This window comes from Mesorhizobium sp. L-8-3, assembly GCF_016756615.1.
GTDB lineage: Bacteria > Pseudomonadota > Alphaproteobacteria > Rhizobiales > Rhizobiaceae.
Genome location: NZ_AP023262.1, coordinates 6,495,803 through 6,514,724 on the forward strand (window position 1 = coordinate 6,495,803; position 18,922 = coordinate 6,514,724).

10 protein-coding genes are annotated in these 18,922 nt (G+C 66.2%); 3 read left to right on the top strand and 7 right to left on the bottom strand.

The window, feature by feature from the left end:
* Positions 1 to 73 precede the first annotated feature (73 nt).
* Positions 74 to 1,057, bottom strand: coding sequence for an AraC family transcriptional regulator (locus JN302_RS30160; RefSeq protein WP_202330135.1), 984 nt, complete (start codon positions 1,055 to 1,057; stop codon positions 74 to 76).
* A gap of 143 nt (positions 1,058 to 1,200) precedes the next feature.
* On the opposite strand from JN302_RS30160, the gene JN302_RS30165 reads away from it, so the two are divergent.
* Genes JN302_RS30165 through JN302_RS30175 form a run of 3 tightly spaced genes read left to right on the top strand, consistent with a single transcriptional unit; the run spans position 1,201 to position 5,229 of the window.
* Positions 1,201 to 2,874, top strand: a complete 1,674-nt coding sequence (locus tag JN302_RS30165; protein ID WP_202330136.1) for an acyl-CoA synthetase — start codon at positions 1,201 to 1,203, stop codon at positions 2,872 to 2,874.
* A 37-nt stretch (positions 2,875 to 2,911) separates the two neighbouring features.
* A complete protein-coding gene (locus tag JN302_RS30170) occupies positions 2,912 to 4,102 on the top strand; it encodes an acetyl-CoA C-acyltransferase (protein ID WP_202330137.1) in 1,191 nt (396 codons plus the stop codon).
* A complete protein-coding gene (locus JN302_RS30175) occupies positions 4,102 to 5,229 on the top strand; it encodes an acyl-CoA dehydrogenase family protein (protein WP_202330138.1) in 1,128 nt (375 codons plus the stop codon). Before JN302_RS30170 ends, JN302_RS30175 begins: the two co-directional genes overlap by 1 nt.
* Positions 5,230 to 5,337: 108 nt before the next feature.
* Here JN302_RS30175 and JN302_RS30180 read toward each other — a convergent pair whose 3' ends face one another.
* The 6 genes from JN302_RS30180 to JN302_RS30205 all read right to left on the bottom strand — a co-directional run bounded on the left by JN302_RS30180 (position 5,338) and on the right by JN302_RS30205 (position 18,916).
* Positions 5,338 to 6,750 (bottom strand): helix-turn-helix transcriptional regulator, encoded by a 1,413-nt coding sequence (locus JN302_RS30180; protein ID WP_202330139.1) that lies wholly within the window; start codon positions 6,748 to 6,750, stop codon positions 5,338 to 5,340.
* 108 nt (positions 6,751 to 6,858) lie between these two features.
* A complete protein-coding gene (locus tag JN302_RS30185) occupies positions 6,859 to 7,242 on the bottom strand; it encodes a hypothetical protein (protein WP_202330140.1) in 384 nt (127 codons plus the stop codon).
* Between the two features lie 119 nt (positions 7,243 to 7,361).
* Positions 7,362 to 10,631 (bottom strand): DUF6519 domain-containing protein, encoded by a 3,270-nt coding sequence (locus tag JN302_RS30190; RefSeq protein ID WP_202330141.1) that lies wholly within the window; start codon positions 10,629 to 10,631, stop codon positions 7,362 to 7,364.
* 33 nt (positions 10,632 to 10,664) lie between these two features.
* Positions 10,665 to 12,908 carry a hypothetical protein gene (locus JN302_RS30195; RefSeq protein ID WP_202330142.1) on the bottom strand — a complete coding sequence of 748 codons (2,244 nt, stop codon included), beginning with the start codon at positions 12,906 to 12,908 and terminating at the stop codon, positions 10,665 to 10,667.
* A gap of 1 nt (position 12,909) precedes the next feature.
* Positions 12,910 to 16,410, bottom strand: coding sequence for a hypothetical protein (locus JN302_RS30200; protein WP_202330143.1), 3,501 nt, complete (start codon positions 16,408 to 16,410; stop codon positions 12,910 to 12,912).
* Position 16,411: 1 nt separating this feature from the next.
* Positions 16,412 to 18,916, bottom strand: coding sequence for a putative baseplate assembly protein (locus JN302_RS30205; RefSeq protein WP_202330144.1), 2,505 nt, complete (start codon positions 18,914 to 18,916; stop codon positions 16,412 to 16,414).
* Positions 18,917 to 18,922: the final 6 nt, after the last annotated feature.

Below are 18,922 nucleotides of genomic sequence, written 5' to 3' on the forward strand. Positions count from 1 at the left end.
ACGCAGCGATCCGCCTCCTTCCAGGACATCGCCATTCGAAGCCTGCAGCAGTCGGCCTTGGGGGCCGGAAGGATCACAGTCCCTTGCGGAAGTCGCCGGGGCTCTGGCCCACCCATTTGTGGAATGCACGATAGAAGGCGCTGGGCTCGCTGTAGCCAAGCTCGGCGGCGACTTCGGCCACGCTCGACGATTTCTCCTGCAGGAGCCTCTGCGCCCGGACGGAACGCAACTCGTCCTTGATCGCGCCGAAACTGAGGCCATCGGCCCGCAGCCTGCGCCGCAACGTCGCCTCCGACATGCGCAGCGCCTTCGCCATCGCCTCGAAGGACGGCCACGTCGAAGCGGGCATCGCGGCCAACCGCGCCCGCACGCGCGACGAGGTGTCGTGGTCGTGCCGGTATCGGATCAGAATGTTGGCCGGCGCCTCGCGCAGGAAGCTCTCAAGTGCGGTGTCGCTGCGGATCACCGGCAGCGCGAGATAGGACGAGTCGAACACGAGACGCGTCGACGGCCGGTCGAACAGCACGGGCGCGCCGAAGAACTTGCGGTAGTCCTTCCGATGGACCGGCGCCGGGCAGGCGAAATCGAGATGGCGCAGCGGGATACGCCGCCCGATCAGCCAGCAGGCAACCCCCATCAGGATCAGCCAGTAGGCGCGATAGGCAAAGGCCGGGCGCGGAAGCCCCTGATCGGCCAGGACGACATGGGCCATGCCGTCGCGGATGTGCAATTCGCCGCGCGGGTCGTCCAGCACCACGTTGAGGAACAGCAGCGCCCGGCGCAAGGCACGCTCGAGCGTGCCGGAATGCAGGACTGCGTAGCACAACAGATCGAAGCTGCCCGGCCGCATCGGGCGTGCAGCCAGACCAAAGAACTCGTCCTCAATCGCTTCAGCGATCAGCCACCACAGCCGCCCGTATTGGACGTTCGTGACCGGTTCGATCACCTTTTCAGGCAGGCCGGCCGCCGCCATGAAGGGCACTGTGTCCAGTCCCCTCTCCCGCAGGCTCGCCAGCGCATCCTCGACGAAGCCCGGCGTGATGTTGTGTCGCTTCATGGCTGGCTCATATTGCAGAACCGATCATGAATCGAGACCGCAGTTGTCATTGTTTGCAATGGATGAGCGGCTACCCTTTGGCCTACAGTACCCCGCGAGGAGGTGGGGGCTGCCAGGAGGAAGCTGGCCAGGAGGAAAGCGAAATGACCGGAACACCTGCTTCGGCGCCGTTGGCTCGCTACGACGATGCCGTCGCTCGGTTTCGCATCGAGGATGCGGCCGCCCTGCTTCAGGGTGATCCCGCGACCGGCATCAATGCCTGCGTCGAATGCTGCGACCGTTATACCGGCAGCAACCGCCTGGCGCTGTGTGCGATCTCGACCGACGGGAAAGTCACGGAATACAGCTTCGACGATCTGCGCGACATGGCCGCCCGCGTGAGCAATGTGCTCAAGCAAGCGGGCGTCGGCGCCGGCGATGTGGTGGCCGGCCTGCTGCCGCGCACGCCGGATCTGGTGGCGACCATCCTCGGCGCATGGCGCATCGGCGCCGTCTATCAGCCGCTTTTCACCGCCTTCGGCCCAAAAGCGATCGAGCAGCGCTTCGAAACCAGCAGCGCAAAGCTGGTCGTGACCAATACGGCCAATCGCGGCAAGCTAGCCGAGGTGGAGAATTGCCCGCGGGTCGCGACGGTGCTCGCGCCCGGAGAAGCCTTGCCGGAAGGCGACATCGATTTCCGTGCGGCCGTTGCAGCCGCTTCGACCGACTGTCCGCCCGTGCTGCGCAAGGGCGACGACCTCTTCATGATGATGTCGACCTCGGGCACCACAGGCCTGCCCAAGGGCGTGCCGGTTCCGCTGCGCGCGCTGATGGCCTTCAGCGCTTACATGCGCGAGGCGATCGGGCTGCGTCAGGACGACATCTTCTGGAACATTGCCGATCCGGGCTGGGCCTATGGCCTCTACTACGCCATCACCGGGCCGCTGCAACTCGGCGTCGCGACGACGCTTTATGAAGGCGGCTTCACCGCGGAAAGCACCTACGACATCATCGAGCGGCTTGGGGTCACCAGCCTCGCCGGCTCGCCGACCGCATTCCGCCTGCTGCTCGCGGCGGGACCGGAGGCCGCCGCTCGCGTCAAGGGCAAGCTGCGTGTCGTCAGCAGCGCCGGCGAGCCGCTGAACCCGGAGGTGATCCGCTGGTTCGACGCCAATCTCGCCGCGCCGATCCATGATCATTACGGCCAGACCGAGCTCGGCATGGTCGTCAACAATCACCACGGGCTGGTCCATCCCGTTCGCCATGGTTCAGCGGGATATGCAATGCCGGGCTATCGGGTCGCCGTGCTGGACGAGGCTGGAAACGAACTCGGCCCCAATCAGCCCGGCGTTCTTTCCGTCGACATCGAGAAATCCCCGCTGCTCTGGTTCACCGGCTACTACCGGAAGGAAACCCCGGCCATATCAGGCGGCTACTACCGCACCGGCGATACGGTCGAACTAGAGCCGGACGGCTCCGTCAGCTTCATCGGGCGCGCGGACGACGTCATCACCTCCTCGGGTTACCGGATCGGACCGTTCGACGTCGAAAGCGCGTTGATCGAGCATCCCGCGGTGAATGAGGCAGCGGTCGTCGGCGTTCCCGACCCGCAGCGCACCGAGATCGTGAAGGCATTCGTGGTCCTGGCATCAGGCCACCAGGGCAGCCCGGGACTTGCCGAAGCGCTTGCCCAGCACGTCAAGAAGCGTCTCTCGGCCCATGCCTATCCGCGCGAGATCGATTTCGTGGCCGAGTTGCCCAAGACGCCGAGCGGCAAGATCCAGCGCTTCCTCCTGCGCAAGGCGGAAGTCGAGAAGCAGAAACAGGCACAGGGCTGAGCATCGACCGGCCCAATCCGCAGCGTGAGGAATGAAGATGTCAAACAGCGATCCCATCGTCATCGTCGGCGCGGCACGCACCCCCATGGGTGGCTTCCAAGGCGAACTCGCCGGCGCGCAGGCAACCGATCTCGGCGCGGCCGCGATATCAGGCGCACTGACCGGGGCGGGCATTGCCCCCGAAGCGGTCGAGGACGTCATCATGGGCTGCGTGCTTCCCGCCGGCCAGGGCCAGGCTCCGGCACGCCAAGCCTCGATCAAGGCCGGGCTGCCGATCGCCACGGGCGCCACGACGATAAACAAGATGTGCGGCTCCGGCATGAAGGCGGCCATGCTCGCCCATGACCTGCTGCTGGCCGGCTCCGCCGACGTGATCGTCGCGGGCGGCATGGAGAGCATGACCAACGCGCCCTATCTGCTGCCGAAGGCACGCAGCGGCTATCGCATGGGCCATGGCCAGATCATGGATCATATGTTCCTCGACGGACTTGAAGACGCCTATGACAAGGGCCGCCTGATGGGCACCTTCGCCGAGGATTGCGCCGAAGCCTATCAGTTCACGCGCGAAGCGCAGGACGACTATGCGATCTCGTCGCTGACCCGCGCACAGAAGGCGATTTCCGACGGTCTCTTCAACGCCGAGATCGTGCCGGTGACGGTGCGGTCGGGCCGCTCGGAAGCCCAGGTTTCCGTCGACGAACAGCCGGGGAAGGCCAGGCTGGACAAGATTGCGACGCTGCGCCCGGCCTTCCGCGAGGGCGGAACGGTTACGGCCGCCAATTCCTCGTCGATCTCGGACGGGGGCGCAGCGCTCCTCCTGATGCGCGCCTCGGAAGCCGAGAGACGTGGCCTCACCCCACGCGCTGTCCTCGTCGGCCACGCCACGCATGCCGACAAGCCGAACCTCTTCCCGACCGCCCCCATCGGCGCGATGGGCAAGCTTTCGGAAAAGATCGGCTGGAACCTCGCGGATGTCGATCTGTTCGAGATCAACGAGGCTTTCGCCGTGGTCGCCATGGCCGCGATGCGTGACCTCGACCTGCCGCATGACAAGGTCAACATCCATGGTGGCGCTTGTGCGCTCGGCCATCCGATCGGCGCATCGGGCGCACGCATCATGGTCACGCTGCTCGCCGCACTCGAAACCCACGGCCTGAAGCGTGGCGTCGCGGGCGTCTGCATCGGCGGCGGCGAAGCCACGGCGGTCGGCATCGAAAGGATCGTCTGATGCTGCTCTCCGACACGCAGGAACAGATCCGCGACGCTGCCCGCGATTTCGCGCAGGAACGCCTTGCTCCGGGCGCCGCGAAACGCGATGCCGAGCACGCTTTCCCGCGCGCCGAACTGACGGAGATGGGGGCGCTCGGCTTCATGGGCATGCTGGTTCCCGCGGAGTGGGGCGGCTCGGATCTCGGCATGGTCGCCTATGCGCTGGTGCTGGAGGAGATCGCGGCGGGTGACGGAGCCTGCTCGACCATACTCTCCGTTCACTCCTCGGTCGGCTGCGTGCCCATCCTGCGTTTCGGCAATGAAGATCAGAAGCGGCGCTTCCTGCCGAAGATGGCCACTGGCGAATGGATCGGCGGCTTCGCCCTGACGGAGCCACAGGCCGGTTCCGACGCCTCGGCGCTCAAGACACGGGCGCGGCTGGACGGAGACCACTACGTCATCGACGGCGCGAAACAGTTCATAACGTCGGGCAAGAGCGGCAGCGTGGTCATCGTCTTCGCGGTAACCGACCCGGCAGCGGGCAAGAAAGGCATTTCGGCCTTCATCGTGCCGACCGACACAGCAGGCTATGAGGTTCTGTCTGTCGAGCACAAGCTCGGGCAGCATTCCTCCGACACCTGTGCGCTCGGCTTCACCAATATGCGCGTGCCGGTCGACAACCGCCTGGGCGCCGAGGGCGAAGGCTACCGGATCGCGCTTGCCAATCTCGAGGGCGGGCGCATCGGCATCGCCGCGCAATCGGTCGGCATGGCCCGCGCGGCCTTCGAGGCCGCGCGCGACTATGCCCGGGAACGCATTGCCTTCGGCAAGCCGATCATCGAGCATCAGGCCGTCGCCTTCCGCCTGGCCGACATGGCGACGAAGATCGAGACCGCACGGCAGATGGTCCTGCACGCGGCCGCCCTGCGCGAGGCCGGCAGGCCGTGCCTTTCCGAAGCCTCGATGGCGAAGCTCGTCGCCTCCGAAATGGCCGAGCAGGTATGCTCCGCCGCGATCCAGATCCATGGCGGCTACGGCTATCTCGCCGACTATCCGGTCGAGCGCATCTACCGCGACGTCCGCGTCTGCCAGATCTATGAAGGCACCAGCGACGTCCAGCGCCTGGTCATAGCGCGGGGGCTGTGAAATCGGGGGCGATGGCCACGTGTTCGCTCACCCCTTCATCCAGCGGGCAGCGTTCCAGGAGCGGGCCGATCTATAAGAGTATTGGCTGGTCCCTTCGATTTTCCAGCGCTACCCAAGCGTTCGAAAGCGCGCGAACTCCCGAAACAATGTCTTCTGGTTGGCGAATCCGAGTTTTTCCAGAGCTGATTTGAGCTGCTTTTGAACAGTATCGAGCGCGACACCACGTTCAGCGGCCAGCTCTCTCAGGTTCCGGGAATTCAGAACGGCACATAAGACGGCCGTTTCCGCATTGGTGACGTTGCGGTCCGCGCAGAACAGGGCGACCGTCTCCACGTCCGCCTCGCCGCCTCGGCCCAGTTCCGAAATCGAGAAGACGATCTCGGCGCTTCGGAGCTTGCCGTCGGCGCCGAAACTCGGGGCGGATGCATGCGCGCGGATGCTGTAGTCGACGTCAATCCTCTGGTCATGGACGATGACGTGCGATCGACCGGTGGTCCGGATCCGTTCCTGGAACTGCGCCAGTCGGTTGTTTTCCACCGTATCGGGACAGACGAGCCGGCCATTGTCGACCAAGAGGAAGCCCGTGTCCAGGATCTGCGCGGCCGCATGATTGGCATGCATGAATTTTCGCCCGCGAACGACAATAACGGCGGTGTTCAAACGATCCAGCACACCCAGGCTCATGTCCCTGCTGATTTGAAGATCGCGGTTGGCCTTGGTGGTTTTGTATGCCTGCAGAACATGCGGAGTCAGCCGTGCCAATGCCGCTTTCCTGACGGGATCGAGATCGTCACCCGGCTTGAGTGTCGAGACGCCGAACCAGCCGATACAGCCGTCGACCGACATATGGGCGCCGATGATGTCGTAGATCGCGTATTTGGGCAGCAATTCCTGATGGATCGGGCTTCTGCGTGCCTCCTCCCGTGAAACGTAGCTGCGTTCTTCGAGCAGGACGCCTGGATCATTCTTCAAGATCCGTGGCACACGGAAGTCCGTGTCTACATAGTCACGCAGATACTCGGATGCAAAACCGGGGTCTCCGCGTGGGAAGAGACTGAAGTATTCGTCACCGCCGTCGGCAGAGGCGAGCAGCAGATGCACCGTGCCGCCTCCGACGAAATCGGCGATCTCGATTCCAAGCGGGCTCCAATAGTCCGGATTGACCGCAGCCTCATAGATCTTCCGAATCAGTCGGTCGCAATCATCCATCGCGCCGTTTTGTTCCCCGTCCCCGTTGTCGCGGCCCGTCGATGAGCATCCATGATATGGACGCCTTGTAAAGGCTTGACTCCAAACGAGGGCAAATTCGGTGCGTCTGTCGGACTTGGATGCCTTTAACCCAATCGCCGACATGAAAATGGAAATGCCGCGGCGGGCCCGACTGGCGGCAAGCTCGAGTGTCCTGAGTTCGATCTGGATCGGGGATGCCAGAGGAACGATGCCGAGTTTGGCTCGGCCGAAATTCCACGCGGTGATCTCATCGACAACGCCGCACCAACCCCATGCTGGCGAAAAGCCCATGGAGGGCGCGAGGGCGAAGATACGCGTGGGAGCCGGAGTCCCCGCGCCGAAGTGTCGGCGGCAAGCACCATTCGAACCGACGGGTCGATTGCCGCATGGGCTACGGGGCTACTTCTTCTTCGCCCGAGACCGCGTCGGGGCACGCTTTGCCTTCGTCGAGGCAGCCGGTTTCTCTGTCTGTGGCTTCGCCTCGGGCGTCGATGCCTCTGACTTGGCCGCCCTCGACTTCGCTGTCGGCGGCTTGATGCCTGGCGCCGACGTAAGTGCCTCGAGCTCTTTCTTATAGCCCTCGATCGCGGACTCGTAGAGCGAGACAGTCTCGTCTCGCCGTTGCGTCAAGGCTTCGATCGCGGCCTTGATTTCTTTCGCCCTCTGGTCGCGCAGCTCCTGCGGGAAGTTCGTTTCCCTCTCGGTGACCCGCCCGAAGAGCGGCTGCTTGGCAGTCTTGTCGAGCCAGGCCGAATGTTCCTTGAGGATTTCGTCGAGCGTCATGGCGCGGTCCTTTCCGTCTAGAGCAATTCCAGCAAAAGTGCGTTGCGGTTGTGCGTCCGGAATTGCGTAAAAACAAAGAGTTAGAGCATTTTCGGGTTTCAGGGAAAAGCGGAAATGCTCTAGGGTGCAATCAGGTTGAAGGCATTCGCCGGCGCCGGGAAGTCGGGATGCTGGAGGGTGATGCCCTGCGTGACATTGCCGATGAACGGCCCCGGTATGCCGTTGAAGTTCACCGAGAAATACCGCGGCGTCGTGGCTTTGATATGGTTGCCGGTAACGATCGCCGCCCTGCCCCTCAGCGAGACTGTCGCCCTCCTGTCGTCTGCAGCCGGTGGCGAGACATGCATGCAGTAGTTCTGGTCGAAGGAAGCCCGCTCGAACCTGACGAAGCCGTTGCCGAGCTGCGCCTGAAGCAATTCCACCAGCGCGGTCTGGCCCGTGCCGATGAACTTGTTGCCGTGGATCTGGATGGCGAAACCGAAGACGATGAGATCGTTGACCTGCAGATCGAACAGGCCGCGCATGACGAGCGCCCGATCCTCGCGCAGCGGGTCGCGGGCGAACGCATTCGAATAGGTCACCAGATTGTTCGAAACGCGGGCCTCCAGGATAAGGTCGCCCGAAATGCCGTGGTCGGCCGTCGATGTCGGCGGCACACCGGCCAACGTGCCCGTGTCCATGATCTCGTTGTCCGTTATGTGCGCCTCCCCGGCGACGGCAAGGAGGCTGACGGCCCTCGCGATCGGGGCCATGTTGCCGGCGCAGCCGACGACCCGGTTGCCGGTGATTTCGCAGCGTGCCGAAAGCTGCACGCCGATGACGCCCCACAGGCTCAGCCTGTCGAGCCTGTTGCCGTCGACCGCCGGTCCCCACTCGCGGAACAGGGATATGCCGGCATTGCCGTCGCGTATGTCGTTCTCGGCGATGCGGTTCTGGTTGCCGTCCCCGACGAAAATGCCGCTGAGCGCCGAGCGGATGCGGTTTCCGGCGAGGCGAGCCCCGCGCAGGCGCGTCCCGAACAGCGCAAGGCCCGCTTGGCCGCCCCCTTCGAAAACGTTGTCGGTGACGACGAGATCGTCGGCGCCGATCATGAGGATGCCGTGCTGCGAGCCCGACATCACATTGTGGCTGACAACGCCGCCGAGAATGGACCTCCGGTCGGCTTCGTCCAATTCCCCGAGGCGGATTGCAATCGGGCCGCGAATGTCGAGCTCCCGCTGGGTGGACAGCACCGCATTGCCGGTCACCGTTGCGCGTGATCCGTTCACCCTGATGCCGGTGAAGAGCGGGTGCCGGTGGCGAATCTTGTTATCGGAAATCGTGCAGGAGTCGGCAGCGCAATCGATGCCGCAGGGGCGCGCGGTGGCGTCGAGGCCCGGGGAAAGGATCGGGGAATCGACCAGGTTGTCGGCCACGATGGATCGCTCGGCCAGCGAGGCGGGGCGGCCGGCCGGATTGTCATTGAGCACGATACCGAAGAGGGCGCCTTCGACAAGGTTGCGGGTGATCCGGCAAGGGAAAGCCGTTTCTCGAACCAGTATCCCGGCGATCACCTGCAGTTGGTCGTCCCCGCGTTCGAGCCCAAGCTCGATCGTGTTGCCGTCGGCCTCGAAATCCTCGCAGCGCACCTGCACAAGGATTCCCAGGGTGACCGCCTCGACCCGGCAGTGGGAGACCGTGACCCGGTCGGAAGCGGTGATCGAGATGCCCATGAACTGGCGCGACTGCAGCGCGCGCATCGCGCAGTGAGCGATCCTCACATCGGCGCAGCCGGCGACGGTGACAACACCTTCCGCGGCCTGCCGCGCCGCATTCGCTTCGAACTCGATCCCCAGTATGTCGATGCCTTCGATCCGGAAACCCGCGGCATTGCCGACGATGAGGACGGGCCCGGCGCCGGCCGAGCGCACCGTGGTGCCCGGGCTTTCCGCCTTCAGCACGATGCTGCCCCGCGCGATCCTCAGCGGCTCGCGCACGAGATGCAGGCCGGTCTTCAGGCAGACGCAGCCGCCCTGATCCGGCAGAGCGTCGATGCCCGCCTGGATATCCTCGCCCGGGCGCACGATGATCGTGCAGCAGCAGTCGCCCTGGCCCTGCACCGGCGGCGGCGGACGACAGTCGATGACGGCCGGGTTCGCCCCGCCGAGCCCGGATATCGCCGCCAGTTGCAGATAGCGGTGCTCGATGCCGCGTGGCGGCGCGGCGTCGAGGATTTCGATCTCGGCGGTCGCCGTGCGCGCCCAGAACACCCAATAGTCGCCGATGCGGAACGACCCGCCGGCCGGATCGACGGAGAAGGTCACCTCGATGCCCGCCTCGATGGCGATTGGCCCGGCACCTGTCGGAATCAGCCCCGAAACCGGGTCGAGGCCCGGATTGGCGGCGGCTGTCTCATCCCACTTCTGGATGCGGGTATGGCGTTCGACCACTTCCGCGTCGTTGGCGCCGAAGGCCCTGCCGCCGCCGGTCGGGATCACGCGGTCGAGCACGACACGCAGGTTGGTCTCGTCGATATCGGCGACGACGGCCATCTCTCCGGCCTCGCCCATCAGTTCGCGGTGATCGTCGGTGACGGTCACCCAGTCGCCGATCTGGAAGCGCATGAACTGGTCGCGGCCGATGCGGTTGACGCCGAGCGTCGTCTGGGTGCCACTCACCGCGATCGACCGCACCGACGAGACGATCGTGCCGTTGTCGCGCGACCATTTGAAGGCGGCGGTACCGAGCGGTCCGCCGGCATGGATCTCGATCCGGTAGAGACGATTTTCCAGCCCGCGATAGCCGCTCGCCGGCGGCAATATGCAGGGATCGTCAGGCGCCGGCGGCGCAATCGCCTGCGTCGTCAGTCGCCCGGCCGAAGGCGGCTCGCCGACATCGAGGTCGCAGGTGGCCCCCGGCCTCTCCTCGACCCGCAACTGCCACACGGTCTGCGCGCGCGTGGTGGTGTCGGCGCCGCCGAGCGCCGCATCGAGAAGCTCGGGATCCTCGATATAGGTGACCTCGCGGTCCCATATGTCCAGATAGACGACGGCATCACCGGCCGGCAACGGCGCCGGAAGCGGAGCCGGCAGGAATTTCTGGTTGAGATAGGTGAAGTTCTCCTCGGCAAAGGCTTCGATCTGCACGCCGTCGACATAGAGCCGCCCCGGCGCGATCGACAGGTCGGCCGGCGGTCCCGCGATCAGGCCGATCGCGAAGGCGTTGGGCGTCGAAAGATAGGGCACCCCTACGGGGCCGAATATGTCCAGCGCCGTCGTGCGCAGCCGCCGCTTGAGGATGTCGATCTCCTCGTTCCAGTCGGAATCGAGCTGCACGCGCCCCTGCTGCATGAGCACGCCCGAATAGCGTTTCAGAGGATCGAAGCTGAACCTCGTATAGTCGCCGCTCATCGCCTTCCCTCCGTCATCCTGCCCTCCCGGCCGTCAGGTCACGTAGATCACGCCGTAGTCGAGGCCGAACGGCAGGTATTCCTTGAGTCGCAGCCTGAGATTGGCCTCGCGCTGGGGCTGCTTCAGATGGCAATAGACTCCCATTTCCGACCCGTCCGCCGCGCCCTGTGCGATCTCCGCCGGTCCCTTGAGCGACAGCTGAAGATAGGCCGGCATTCCATAGGGCTCTGCCGTGTATTCCGGCTTGACCTTCAGCCGCACGGCGGCACGGATCGCATCGCGCTCGGGATCGGTCAGCGGCCCCGCGCGCGCTTCCTCCTCCGCGATCGCCTTACGCTCGGCGAGATCCGGCTGGCAGCGGTAACGGCGCGGCGTGCGCGATCCCGGCGGCACGAAGCTGAAACGCACGCAGCCGACCTGGACACGCTCGGCCGTGGCGAGGCCGTCGAAAATGGTCTCGGTTGCGAAGTCGAACTGGCGCACGCGGGTCCGGCCGCGGATGGTTGTTCGCTCGAGCCTCGCCGGCGGACCGGGGAGATTGGCGGCGGCCACCCCGGCAATGGCGTCCGTACCGACGCCGTCGATGATGCTGTCCAGCGCGATCAGCGCCTCGGCATGTGCCGGCAGCCGGATAGGCCCGCAGATAGAGAAGGCGAGTTCGACGCCAAGTTCTGTATTGGCTGGCGCACCCGAGGGCAGCGCGGCCGCGGCGGTGATGCTCGGGTCGGGGGGCTGTGGGGGTGGTATCGGATCCTGCTCGGCGATCGAAACGCCCGGCACCAGCGTGGTATGGAGCAGGCGCAGCCGATTGAGCGAGCCGGCGATCTCGATCCGCCCTTCTATCAGCAAACCACCCAGCGTGATCGAATAGTCCGGCCGATCGCCGTCGATGACCAGCGGCCCGTCGAGCAGGAGATGCGGGCGCGCCCCGTCCGCCGCTTCGATCGCCAGTGCGGTCCCGGGATCCGCCGCGACCGCCGTGACGTCGATGGCGAGCGCCTCGGCATAGGTGCGGTTGTCGCGGATGCGGATGATCGCATTGCGCTTGCCGTCCAGCACCCATTGGTCGCGGGCGGCGGTGATCGTGGCGAAAGTTCCCGGCGCGCCGCTGCCGTCGACGAGCAGCGTCTGCACGTTCGGCGCGAAGCCCGGCCGCGTCAGCCATGCCCGCCGCCGATAGGGCCCGCCGCCCAGATCGGCAGGAAAGCCGTAGTGGTAATAGACCTCGACCAGGTCTGCCGGCACCAGCGCCGGACCGAGCGTCAGGCGTCCGCGCACGACGTCGACGGCGATCCTGTCGGTCGGCGGCTGCGACCAGACCGACAGGTTGCGGCAGACGACGCGTTCGGTGGTGACAGGCGCTCCGTCGACGAACACCATGATGCTGGGCGCTTCGGCGGCCGGCAGCGGCGGAAGCGGATCGAACAACCCGTAGAAATCGCCGATATTGTGGAAGAACCGTGCCGGCCGGATCGGCTGGGGAACATGGAGTTCGGTCGCCAGCCCGGCTTCGTCGCCCTCCCGACGGCTGCGGCTGAACAACGGCGCGGAATTGCCGAGCGGGCTGAAATGGTAGCGGAAATCGCCGGCGGGACCCAGCCGGCGCGCCGCCACGCGCTCCAGCCGATAGGCGCCCAGCCGCCACAGGAAGAAGCCGATATTGGGGACATTGTGCCAGCCCTCGTCCTGCGAGACCGGCCGCACGTCGACAGTGTGCGAAATCTCGTCGAAGGCGCCGTCGAGCCGATCCATGCGCTCGACGCTGCGGATGTCAGGCGTCCGCAGCGAGTGGAGGCGCAGATGGTTGCGCAGCCACTGGGTCCAGCCGATCGATTCGAAGAACTCGACGGCATGCGACGACCAGCCGGTGACGTCGCGGGCCAGTTCCTCCAGCATGGGCAGCGTGCCCTTGCGGCGGCGATAGTAGATCGTCTTGGCGACGTCAGCGCGTCCGCGCAGCGCGATCAGCGGCTTCAGGCTCGGGCCGGTCAGCGACTTGAACAGTTCGGCGGCGGTGTCGCCGTCCCTGACGCGGCTCTCGTCGAACAGCGGTACGGTGCCGACAAGATCGCCGATATAAGGCACGACCCAGGGCTCGCAGGTCTCGACGAAGGCGTTCTCGTAGAGCTGGCGGATGTCGCTTTCGATATGGCCGGCCTGCACGTCGAGGAGCGACAGCAGCGCCCGCAGCGGTTCTCCTTCCGCTACGTCCTTCTCGCGGATGAAGGCGGGAAGGAGCCCATAGAGCCTGTCGCTATCGGCGTTGGAGAAGCTCATCTCACAGGGCCTCCACCATCGTCAGTTGGAGGTCCGTCGCCGGGGTCTCGATGAATGCCTGCTCGGCCGCCAGGACAGGCGGAGGAACGGGACCCTCGAAACCGGCCCTTGCAAAGCGATCGATCATCGCGGCGGGTGGGGTCGGCCTGGCCGGGAAGATCCTGATATGCGGCTGCACCGGACCGGCGGTCACGGCGCGGATCGTCCGCTCCGCCGGGGTGAGCGAAGCGTAGCCCTTCAACTGGAACACGTCGACATCGACCGCGGCGACGCCTCGCCCGGCCTGCAGCGCGGCATAGACGCCGCTCAGGAAAGCCGCCTCCCCCAGGCCCATCGTCTCGAAGGCGAAGAGCGAGAGCAGTTGGGTCCGCGCCGCTTCGAGCACGCTGTCTGCCTCGAAGGCGGGATCGCGCAGGATCCGCGCCGAAACCACGATCGGCACCCGCACCAGATTGCCGAGGCTGAGCGGCCGGTTGACGTCGCGTACGCTGTCCATGGCCGCGCGCAGCGTGTCCAACGAAAGGCTCGAAAGCTTCGACCCGCCCGGCCCGGCGACCGTCACATGCACGGAGCGGCCAAGATCGCGCCACACCCAGGTGACGCTCGCCCTCTGCGCGAGCCCGGAGCTCGTGGCGATCTGCTCGAAATCGGCCAGCGAGACTGCCCGGCCGAAGGTTCGCACCGTGTTGGGCGCGGAAGTGCGCGCGTCGTCGCGGTTTTCGGGATCGGCAGCACCGTCCGCCGGCAGAGGATTCGTAACCGCGCGCAGCCCGACCGGCCGTTCCAGCGGGATCGACAGCTGATCGGGCTTCATCAGCCCCTCCAGGCCGATGCCCGTGCGGTATCGCGCAACGATGTTGAGCGCTCCGGACGGAACGCGGGCGCCGGTCTTGCCGTCGCCGAAGGTGACGATTGTCTCGGCCGCATCGGTCTGTCGCGCCGTATAGACCCGTTCGCCCGGCTTGCGGCCGTAGAGGCTCGCAACCTCCTTCCACAATTCGCCGTTGACCCTGATCTCGAGTGCCGCTTCGCCCTCCAGCTTCGCGGCGCTCTGCAGATAGGTCAGTTTCTGGCGCGACAGCCTGAACTTCTGGAACGCCTTCGCCGCCTCGCCATGGCCGAGCGGCTCGTCGGGTTGCGTCTCGCCGTGGCTGGCCGCCGCGATGTTGCCGGCAAGACTTGCCGCGGGGAACGGCTCCGGCAGCGGCGGCGTGAAGTCGACGAAGAGATGGTCGGGCAGGTCGCCGGGAACGACCGGCAAGGGCGTTGCCGAGGTCACGGTCGCCAGGTGGTTGCGGCCGCCCGAACGCAGCATGATGCGGCGGCCCTTCACCAACTGCTTCAGGCCGGCGAGATCGCCGGCCTTCTGTTGCGGCGTCAGGCGCAACGCCACCTGGGCCTGCGAGGCCTCTTCCGGATAGTCATATTCCCGCCAGACGAGATCGTCGGCGGAGATCCGGTAGATCGCCGTCTTGCGTCGATCAGGAACCGGTCCGATCCCGTCGCCGAGGCTCGCCCATTGCGTCCACCCGCCACCGAGAAGGGCACGATAGGCAATCGTCCCGTCGCCGCCGCGCGCATAGACATGCAGGCCGGAACCGTCGCGCGCCGCCGAGGGCGCCGAGGTCAGGGCCCCGGCAAGTGCGGTCCAGCCGGTCCAGGCATTGCCGATGCGCGCGATGTGCCAGAGCCCGCCGTCGGTGCCCTTCGCCAGCACGTCGATCCTGTCCGGGGCGGCGGCAGTGATTGCGACATCGCCTTCAAGCTTGCCGCCGAGATTGCGCCAGTCCGACCACTTGCTGCCATTGAAGAGGCGGTGGACGAGACTGCCGGCATCGTCGAGCGCGACGACGTCGATCCGCCCGGCAGCCGTCGAAGCAGTGGCCGGCGTCGTGGCCAGCACGCCTTTCAGCGACGTCCAGCCGGACCAGCTCGCGCCGTTCCATGCGCGATACCAGAGCCCGCGGTCGAGCCCGCGCGCGAAGACCGCGAGTGTCGTGCCACCGGTCGCCACGGGTGTCGGCGGCGACGTCAGGACGCCGCCGAGCGAGTTCCAGTTGCCCGGAGCGCCGGACGTCGCGTCGATGGTCCACAGGCCGAGGTCGAGGCCACGCACAAACACGTCGACCGTCCCGCCCGGGCGCGCGACGGGGCGCGGTTCCGACGTCAATATGCCGCCGTGATTGACCCAGACGAGGGCCGGGGCGCCCGTCAGGATCCTTTGGCGGAGCCGTCCCAATCGGTCGCGCGCGAAGATGTCGGTCCGGGCCACCGCCGGGCCGACGCCCGCCAGATCCGAGGAGGCGCTGTCGAGATTCTGGTAGGTCCATTGCCTAACCCCGGTCGTCCCGAGCGCAAGCGTGGCGCCATTGCCGGAACGGGCGAAGACGGCATGGCCGCCGCCCATCTCCACAACGACGGCAGGCCGGCCGCGAATGGTCTGGCGCAGGTGAAGATGCGTGACCGTGTCTTCGAGCGTCTCGAGGCTCGTCGGCAGATCCTCGGTCTTGACGACGACTGCCGTACGCAGGCGCGGGATGGCGGCCGGCCCCGCGTCGACGAGAAGCTGCGCCCCGCTGGCGATGTCGGTATGCCGGCCGTCGAGCGGATAGACGGTGTCGCCGGAACCGAAATTCGCGACGACGGGCTTCGCTATCCATTTCGGCCACAGCACGGCCGGAGGATTGGCCGGGACATAGACATTGACCGTTGCCGGGGCATTGTGGCCAAAGAAGCGCAGCCTGCCTTCAAGCTTCGCCGTACGCGCGATCTCGGGCCACCAGCTGTTCGATTGCACCGACGGGGCGAACGTCACGGCCTCGCCGTCCTGTCGCGCTTCGAGCGCCGTCACCGCTTTTTCCTCGATCGCTTCAAGCCCGAAGAAGACGAGGCGGTCGCCGACAGCGAGCTTTGCCGGCCGCGAAACGACAGGACCGCCGGTGCTGCCCAGCCGAAGCAGGTTGACGGGAGCCGGCCTGCCGAAGGCGGCGGCATCGTTGACGTCGCCATGAGCGATGATCTGCTCGATCGTCTCGAAGGTCTGCGGCCGCTCGTCCTGGCCCGGCACACTCATCACCTTGAGGCCCCTGCGGATGCGCGTTTCGGCGCCGGCATCGAGCGTGAAGGCGAGCATGGTCTGCGCGGCGAGGCCCGGGCGCATTCGATATCCGATCAGCCGTGTCAGCCGCAGCACCGAATCGCGCTCGCGCGCCGTGCGCAGATAGAGTTCGTTGGCGATCCTTTCGTTGTAGAAGGTCAGTACGTCGCCGACGGCCGCGAAGAGTTCGATGAGCGTGATCGCGTAATCGTCGCTCTCGCGGGTGGTCAGCGAGGCAAGAGCCGGCTGTCCGGCGATTGCCTCCAGCATCGTCTCGCGGAAGCTGGCGAAGGTCCCGATCCTGTAGGCGATCGCGGAGAGACCGGGGCGGTTCCAGATCTCGAACGGAACCGGCGGCGACGGCGAGCTGCAGCAGGAGCAGAAGGCGGAATGCGGCAGCGACATGTCACAAGCCTCCTACCGCGCTGAGACGCAGCACGCCGTTCTCGGGAAAGTTGCGGTCGTTGTCGAGGCGCGCGATCTCGAAGGGGCCGATCTCGATAAGCCCGCGATCGAGCTCTGCTTGCGGCAGTTCCCAGAAGCGCTTGAACAGCATGACTTCTGCCGAGTTCACCCCCTCGATGGCTTCGACCGCCGCATAGAGGCGCGACAGGTAGACCGCTCCCCCGAAACCGAAGTTGAGCGGATGGAAGAAGCCCCGCGAGCCGTCGGCAAAGCTGCGGTTGGAGAGCACCCGCAATGCCTCGCCCAATACGTCGCCGCGGAAATGGCCGGTGCCGACGCAGAGCCGGATGTCGATCTCCAGCGGAACGTAGATCGCAGCGCGGATGTTCAGGTCGTAGCCGGCGAGCTTGAACCGGGTCAGATGCGACTTGACCGCCGCCGCGAAAGCCGGCTGCAGTTCCGCGCCGCCACCCGGCAGCCTCCTCAGGTCCGCCTCGTCGACAGGGTGGATGGCGACGAAAACGGTGTACCAGCTTCCCGTCCAGTGGAAGCTCGCCTTGGCTGCCGCGACCGCCGGATGCCTGAGCGCGACCTCTTCCCAGTCGCGCTCGGTCACGGCGCGAAACTGCACGGCGCGGAAGGCTTCCGGCGCGATCTGGCGGACCTGCTCGATCGTCTCGGGGTCCTCGCCGAAGCGGGCAGGCAGCGGCTGGCGCACCCGCTCGATGGCAGCCGCGGCCGGGCCGTCGGCCACCGCATGGACCAGTGTGCCCCAGCCGCAATTGCCCGCGGCACCGTTGCCGATCCGGTAACGCGCCATCGCGCGCTGGGCTCCGAGCGGTCGCCTTCCGTATCGGTCGTCGCCGAAACGCAGCACCGCATCGCCCGCATTGTCGATCTCGGCGACGAAGTGCTGATCGAAGGGACCGCTATCGAGCAGGTTCGGCACCGGCGTCCAGGATTCGGCGCCCGGAATTCCGGCAAACTCCAGCGACAGCCGGACGGCGGGGCCGTCGGCCGCCTGGGTGAGCGGCGCGTCGCGCAAGGCGAGCGAGGGCAAGGGCCAGCGGCCGGCCCCGCTGTCGGGAAGCGTCAGCGTGCCGAGGGACGTGTCGCGCTCCACCGTGCGGCCGTGATCGGCGGGAACCGTGTTGCCGCGGGCCACCGTTACGGGATCGACGGGCACATCCTGGTCCGTCAACGCCGATACGCAGAGCGGAAAAACGAGCGCATCGTCTTGCGCCCAGGTGACGTGCAGCAGCGGCAGCGCCGGGTCGGCGACATTGAGGCGGGGCGTGAGCGTGCCCCCGGGTAAGGCGTTGGTGAAGGCGGCATCCTCGGTCAGTTCGACCTCCTCGACGAGGACGACCTGCCGATGCCGCGGATCCGCATCGGGCAGCGAGCCGGTGACGGGGCTGCGGACCTCCTCCAGCAGCAGGTATTCTCCGGCTACGAGGTCGGGCGGGATGGCGATGCCACCCGCGGTGACCGCGTAGAGGAAGGCGCTGGTCGCCCCCTTCGCCAGGCAGCATTGGGCGTCCGCCCAGCTGTGGATCCTGATCTCGTTGTTGGTGTCGATGACGCGGACCGGCGCCATCGTCTCGAACACCGTGGCCTCGCTCAGTGCCGGATCGCTGTCGAAATCGGCCGTGACCGGAATGACGGGTCCCGGCGCCCCAGCTTCGCCGACCAGCGGGACACCGATCCGGCTGACCAGCCTCGTGCTCCGAGGCACGACGGCATTCGAGCCGGCTACCGCCACGAAGTGGACGAAGGTCGCAGCGTTGCGGCCGTTCCGCATCGTATAGTCGATGAGGCGGGCATGCCGCGCCGCGGAGATGCGATGCAGGCAGGTATCGAGGAACCCTTCCGTGCCCGGTCCGGCGTCCTGATAATAGCTCAGATAGTCGCCGGCATAGGCCATCAGCTCGACGAGCGTCATCCCGAGATCGGCCGGAAGCCGTTCCAGCCAGTTCGGATTGCGCTCGGCGATCAGGTCGGTCATCAGCCGGCGGAAGCTCTGATAATCCTTCGCCAGATAGTCGAGCGCCGGCTCTTCCAGCACCGTTGGCGGACAGTCGTGCGTCGGCCGGCAATCGAGATCGCTGGGGCAGCTGGCCTTGAAGCCGAACTGGGCCTGTGAGCGTTCGACATCGATCGCGGCATGGTCCATGTCCAGGACATAGGCCGAGAAGTCCCCTTCGCGGTCGACGAAGACGCGCAAGGTCAGCGGGTCGCCGGGATCCGGCTCGACATCGAGTACCCTGATGTCCACGATCCTGATGCCGCCGAGAACGGAGAAATTGGCGGCCGTCACTGCCGGCGGGACGGGAGCAGGCTTCAGAAAGACCACGTCCAGCACGTGCTGCCGCCCAGGCAGCGCCAGGAGGTCGCGCCGGTATTCGATGAAGTCGATGCCGTTCAGCGGATGGGCGGGGTCGCGCAGCACGCCCGAGCGGCGTTCGTCCTCGCACAGCACCAGACCATCTGACGACAGAACCACCATGTTCCC

What these genes read in the sequence shown, in the direction of transcription:
- JN302_RS30200 (WP_202330143.1), bottom strand. Translation starts at nt 16,410, where the DNA reads ATGTCGCTGCCGCATTCCGCCTTCTGCTCCTGCTGCAGCTCGCCGTCG.
- JN302_RS30170 (WP_202330137.1), top strand. Translation starts at nt 2,912, where the DNA reads ATGTCAAACAGCGATCCCATCGTCATCGTCGGCGCGGCACGCACCCCC.
- JN302_RS30195 (WP_202330142.1), bottom strand. Translation starts at nt 12,908, where the DNA reads ATGAGCTTCTCCAACGCCGATAGCGACAGGCTCTATGGGCTCCTTCCC.
- JN302_RS30185 (WP_202330140.1), bottom strand. Translation starts at nt 7,242, where the DNA reads ATGACGCTCGACGAAATCCTCAAGGAACATTCGGCCTGGCTCGACAAG.
- JN302_RS30175 (WP_202330138.1), top strand. Translation starts at nt 4,102, where the DNA reads ATGCTGCTCTCCGACACGCAGGAACAGATCCGCGACGCTGCCCGCGAT.
- JN302_RS30160 (WP_202330135.1), bottom strand. Translation starts at nt 1,057, where the DNA reads ATGAAGCGACACAACATCACGCCGGGCTTCGTCGAGGATGCGCTGGCG.
- JN302_RS30205 (WP_202330144.1), bottom strand. Translation starts at nt 18,916, where the DNA reads ATGGTGGTTCTGTCGTCAGATGGTCTGGTGCTGTGCGAGGACGAACGC.
- JN302_RS30165 (WP_202330136.1), top strand. Translation starts at nt 1,201, where the DNA reads ATGACCGGAACACCTGCTTCGGCGCCGTTGGCTCGCTACGACGATGCC.
- JN302_RS30190 (WP_202330141.1), bottom strand. Translation starts at nt 10,631, where the DNA reads ATGAGCGGCGACTATACGAGGTTCAGCTTCGATCCTCTGAAACGCTAT.
- JN302_RS30180 (WP_202330139.1), bottom strand. Translation starts at nt 6,750, where the DNA reads ATGGGCTTTTCGCCAGCATGGGGTTGGTGCGGCGTTGTCGATGAGATC.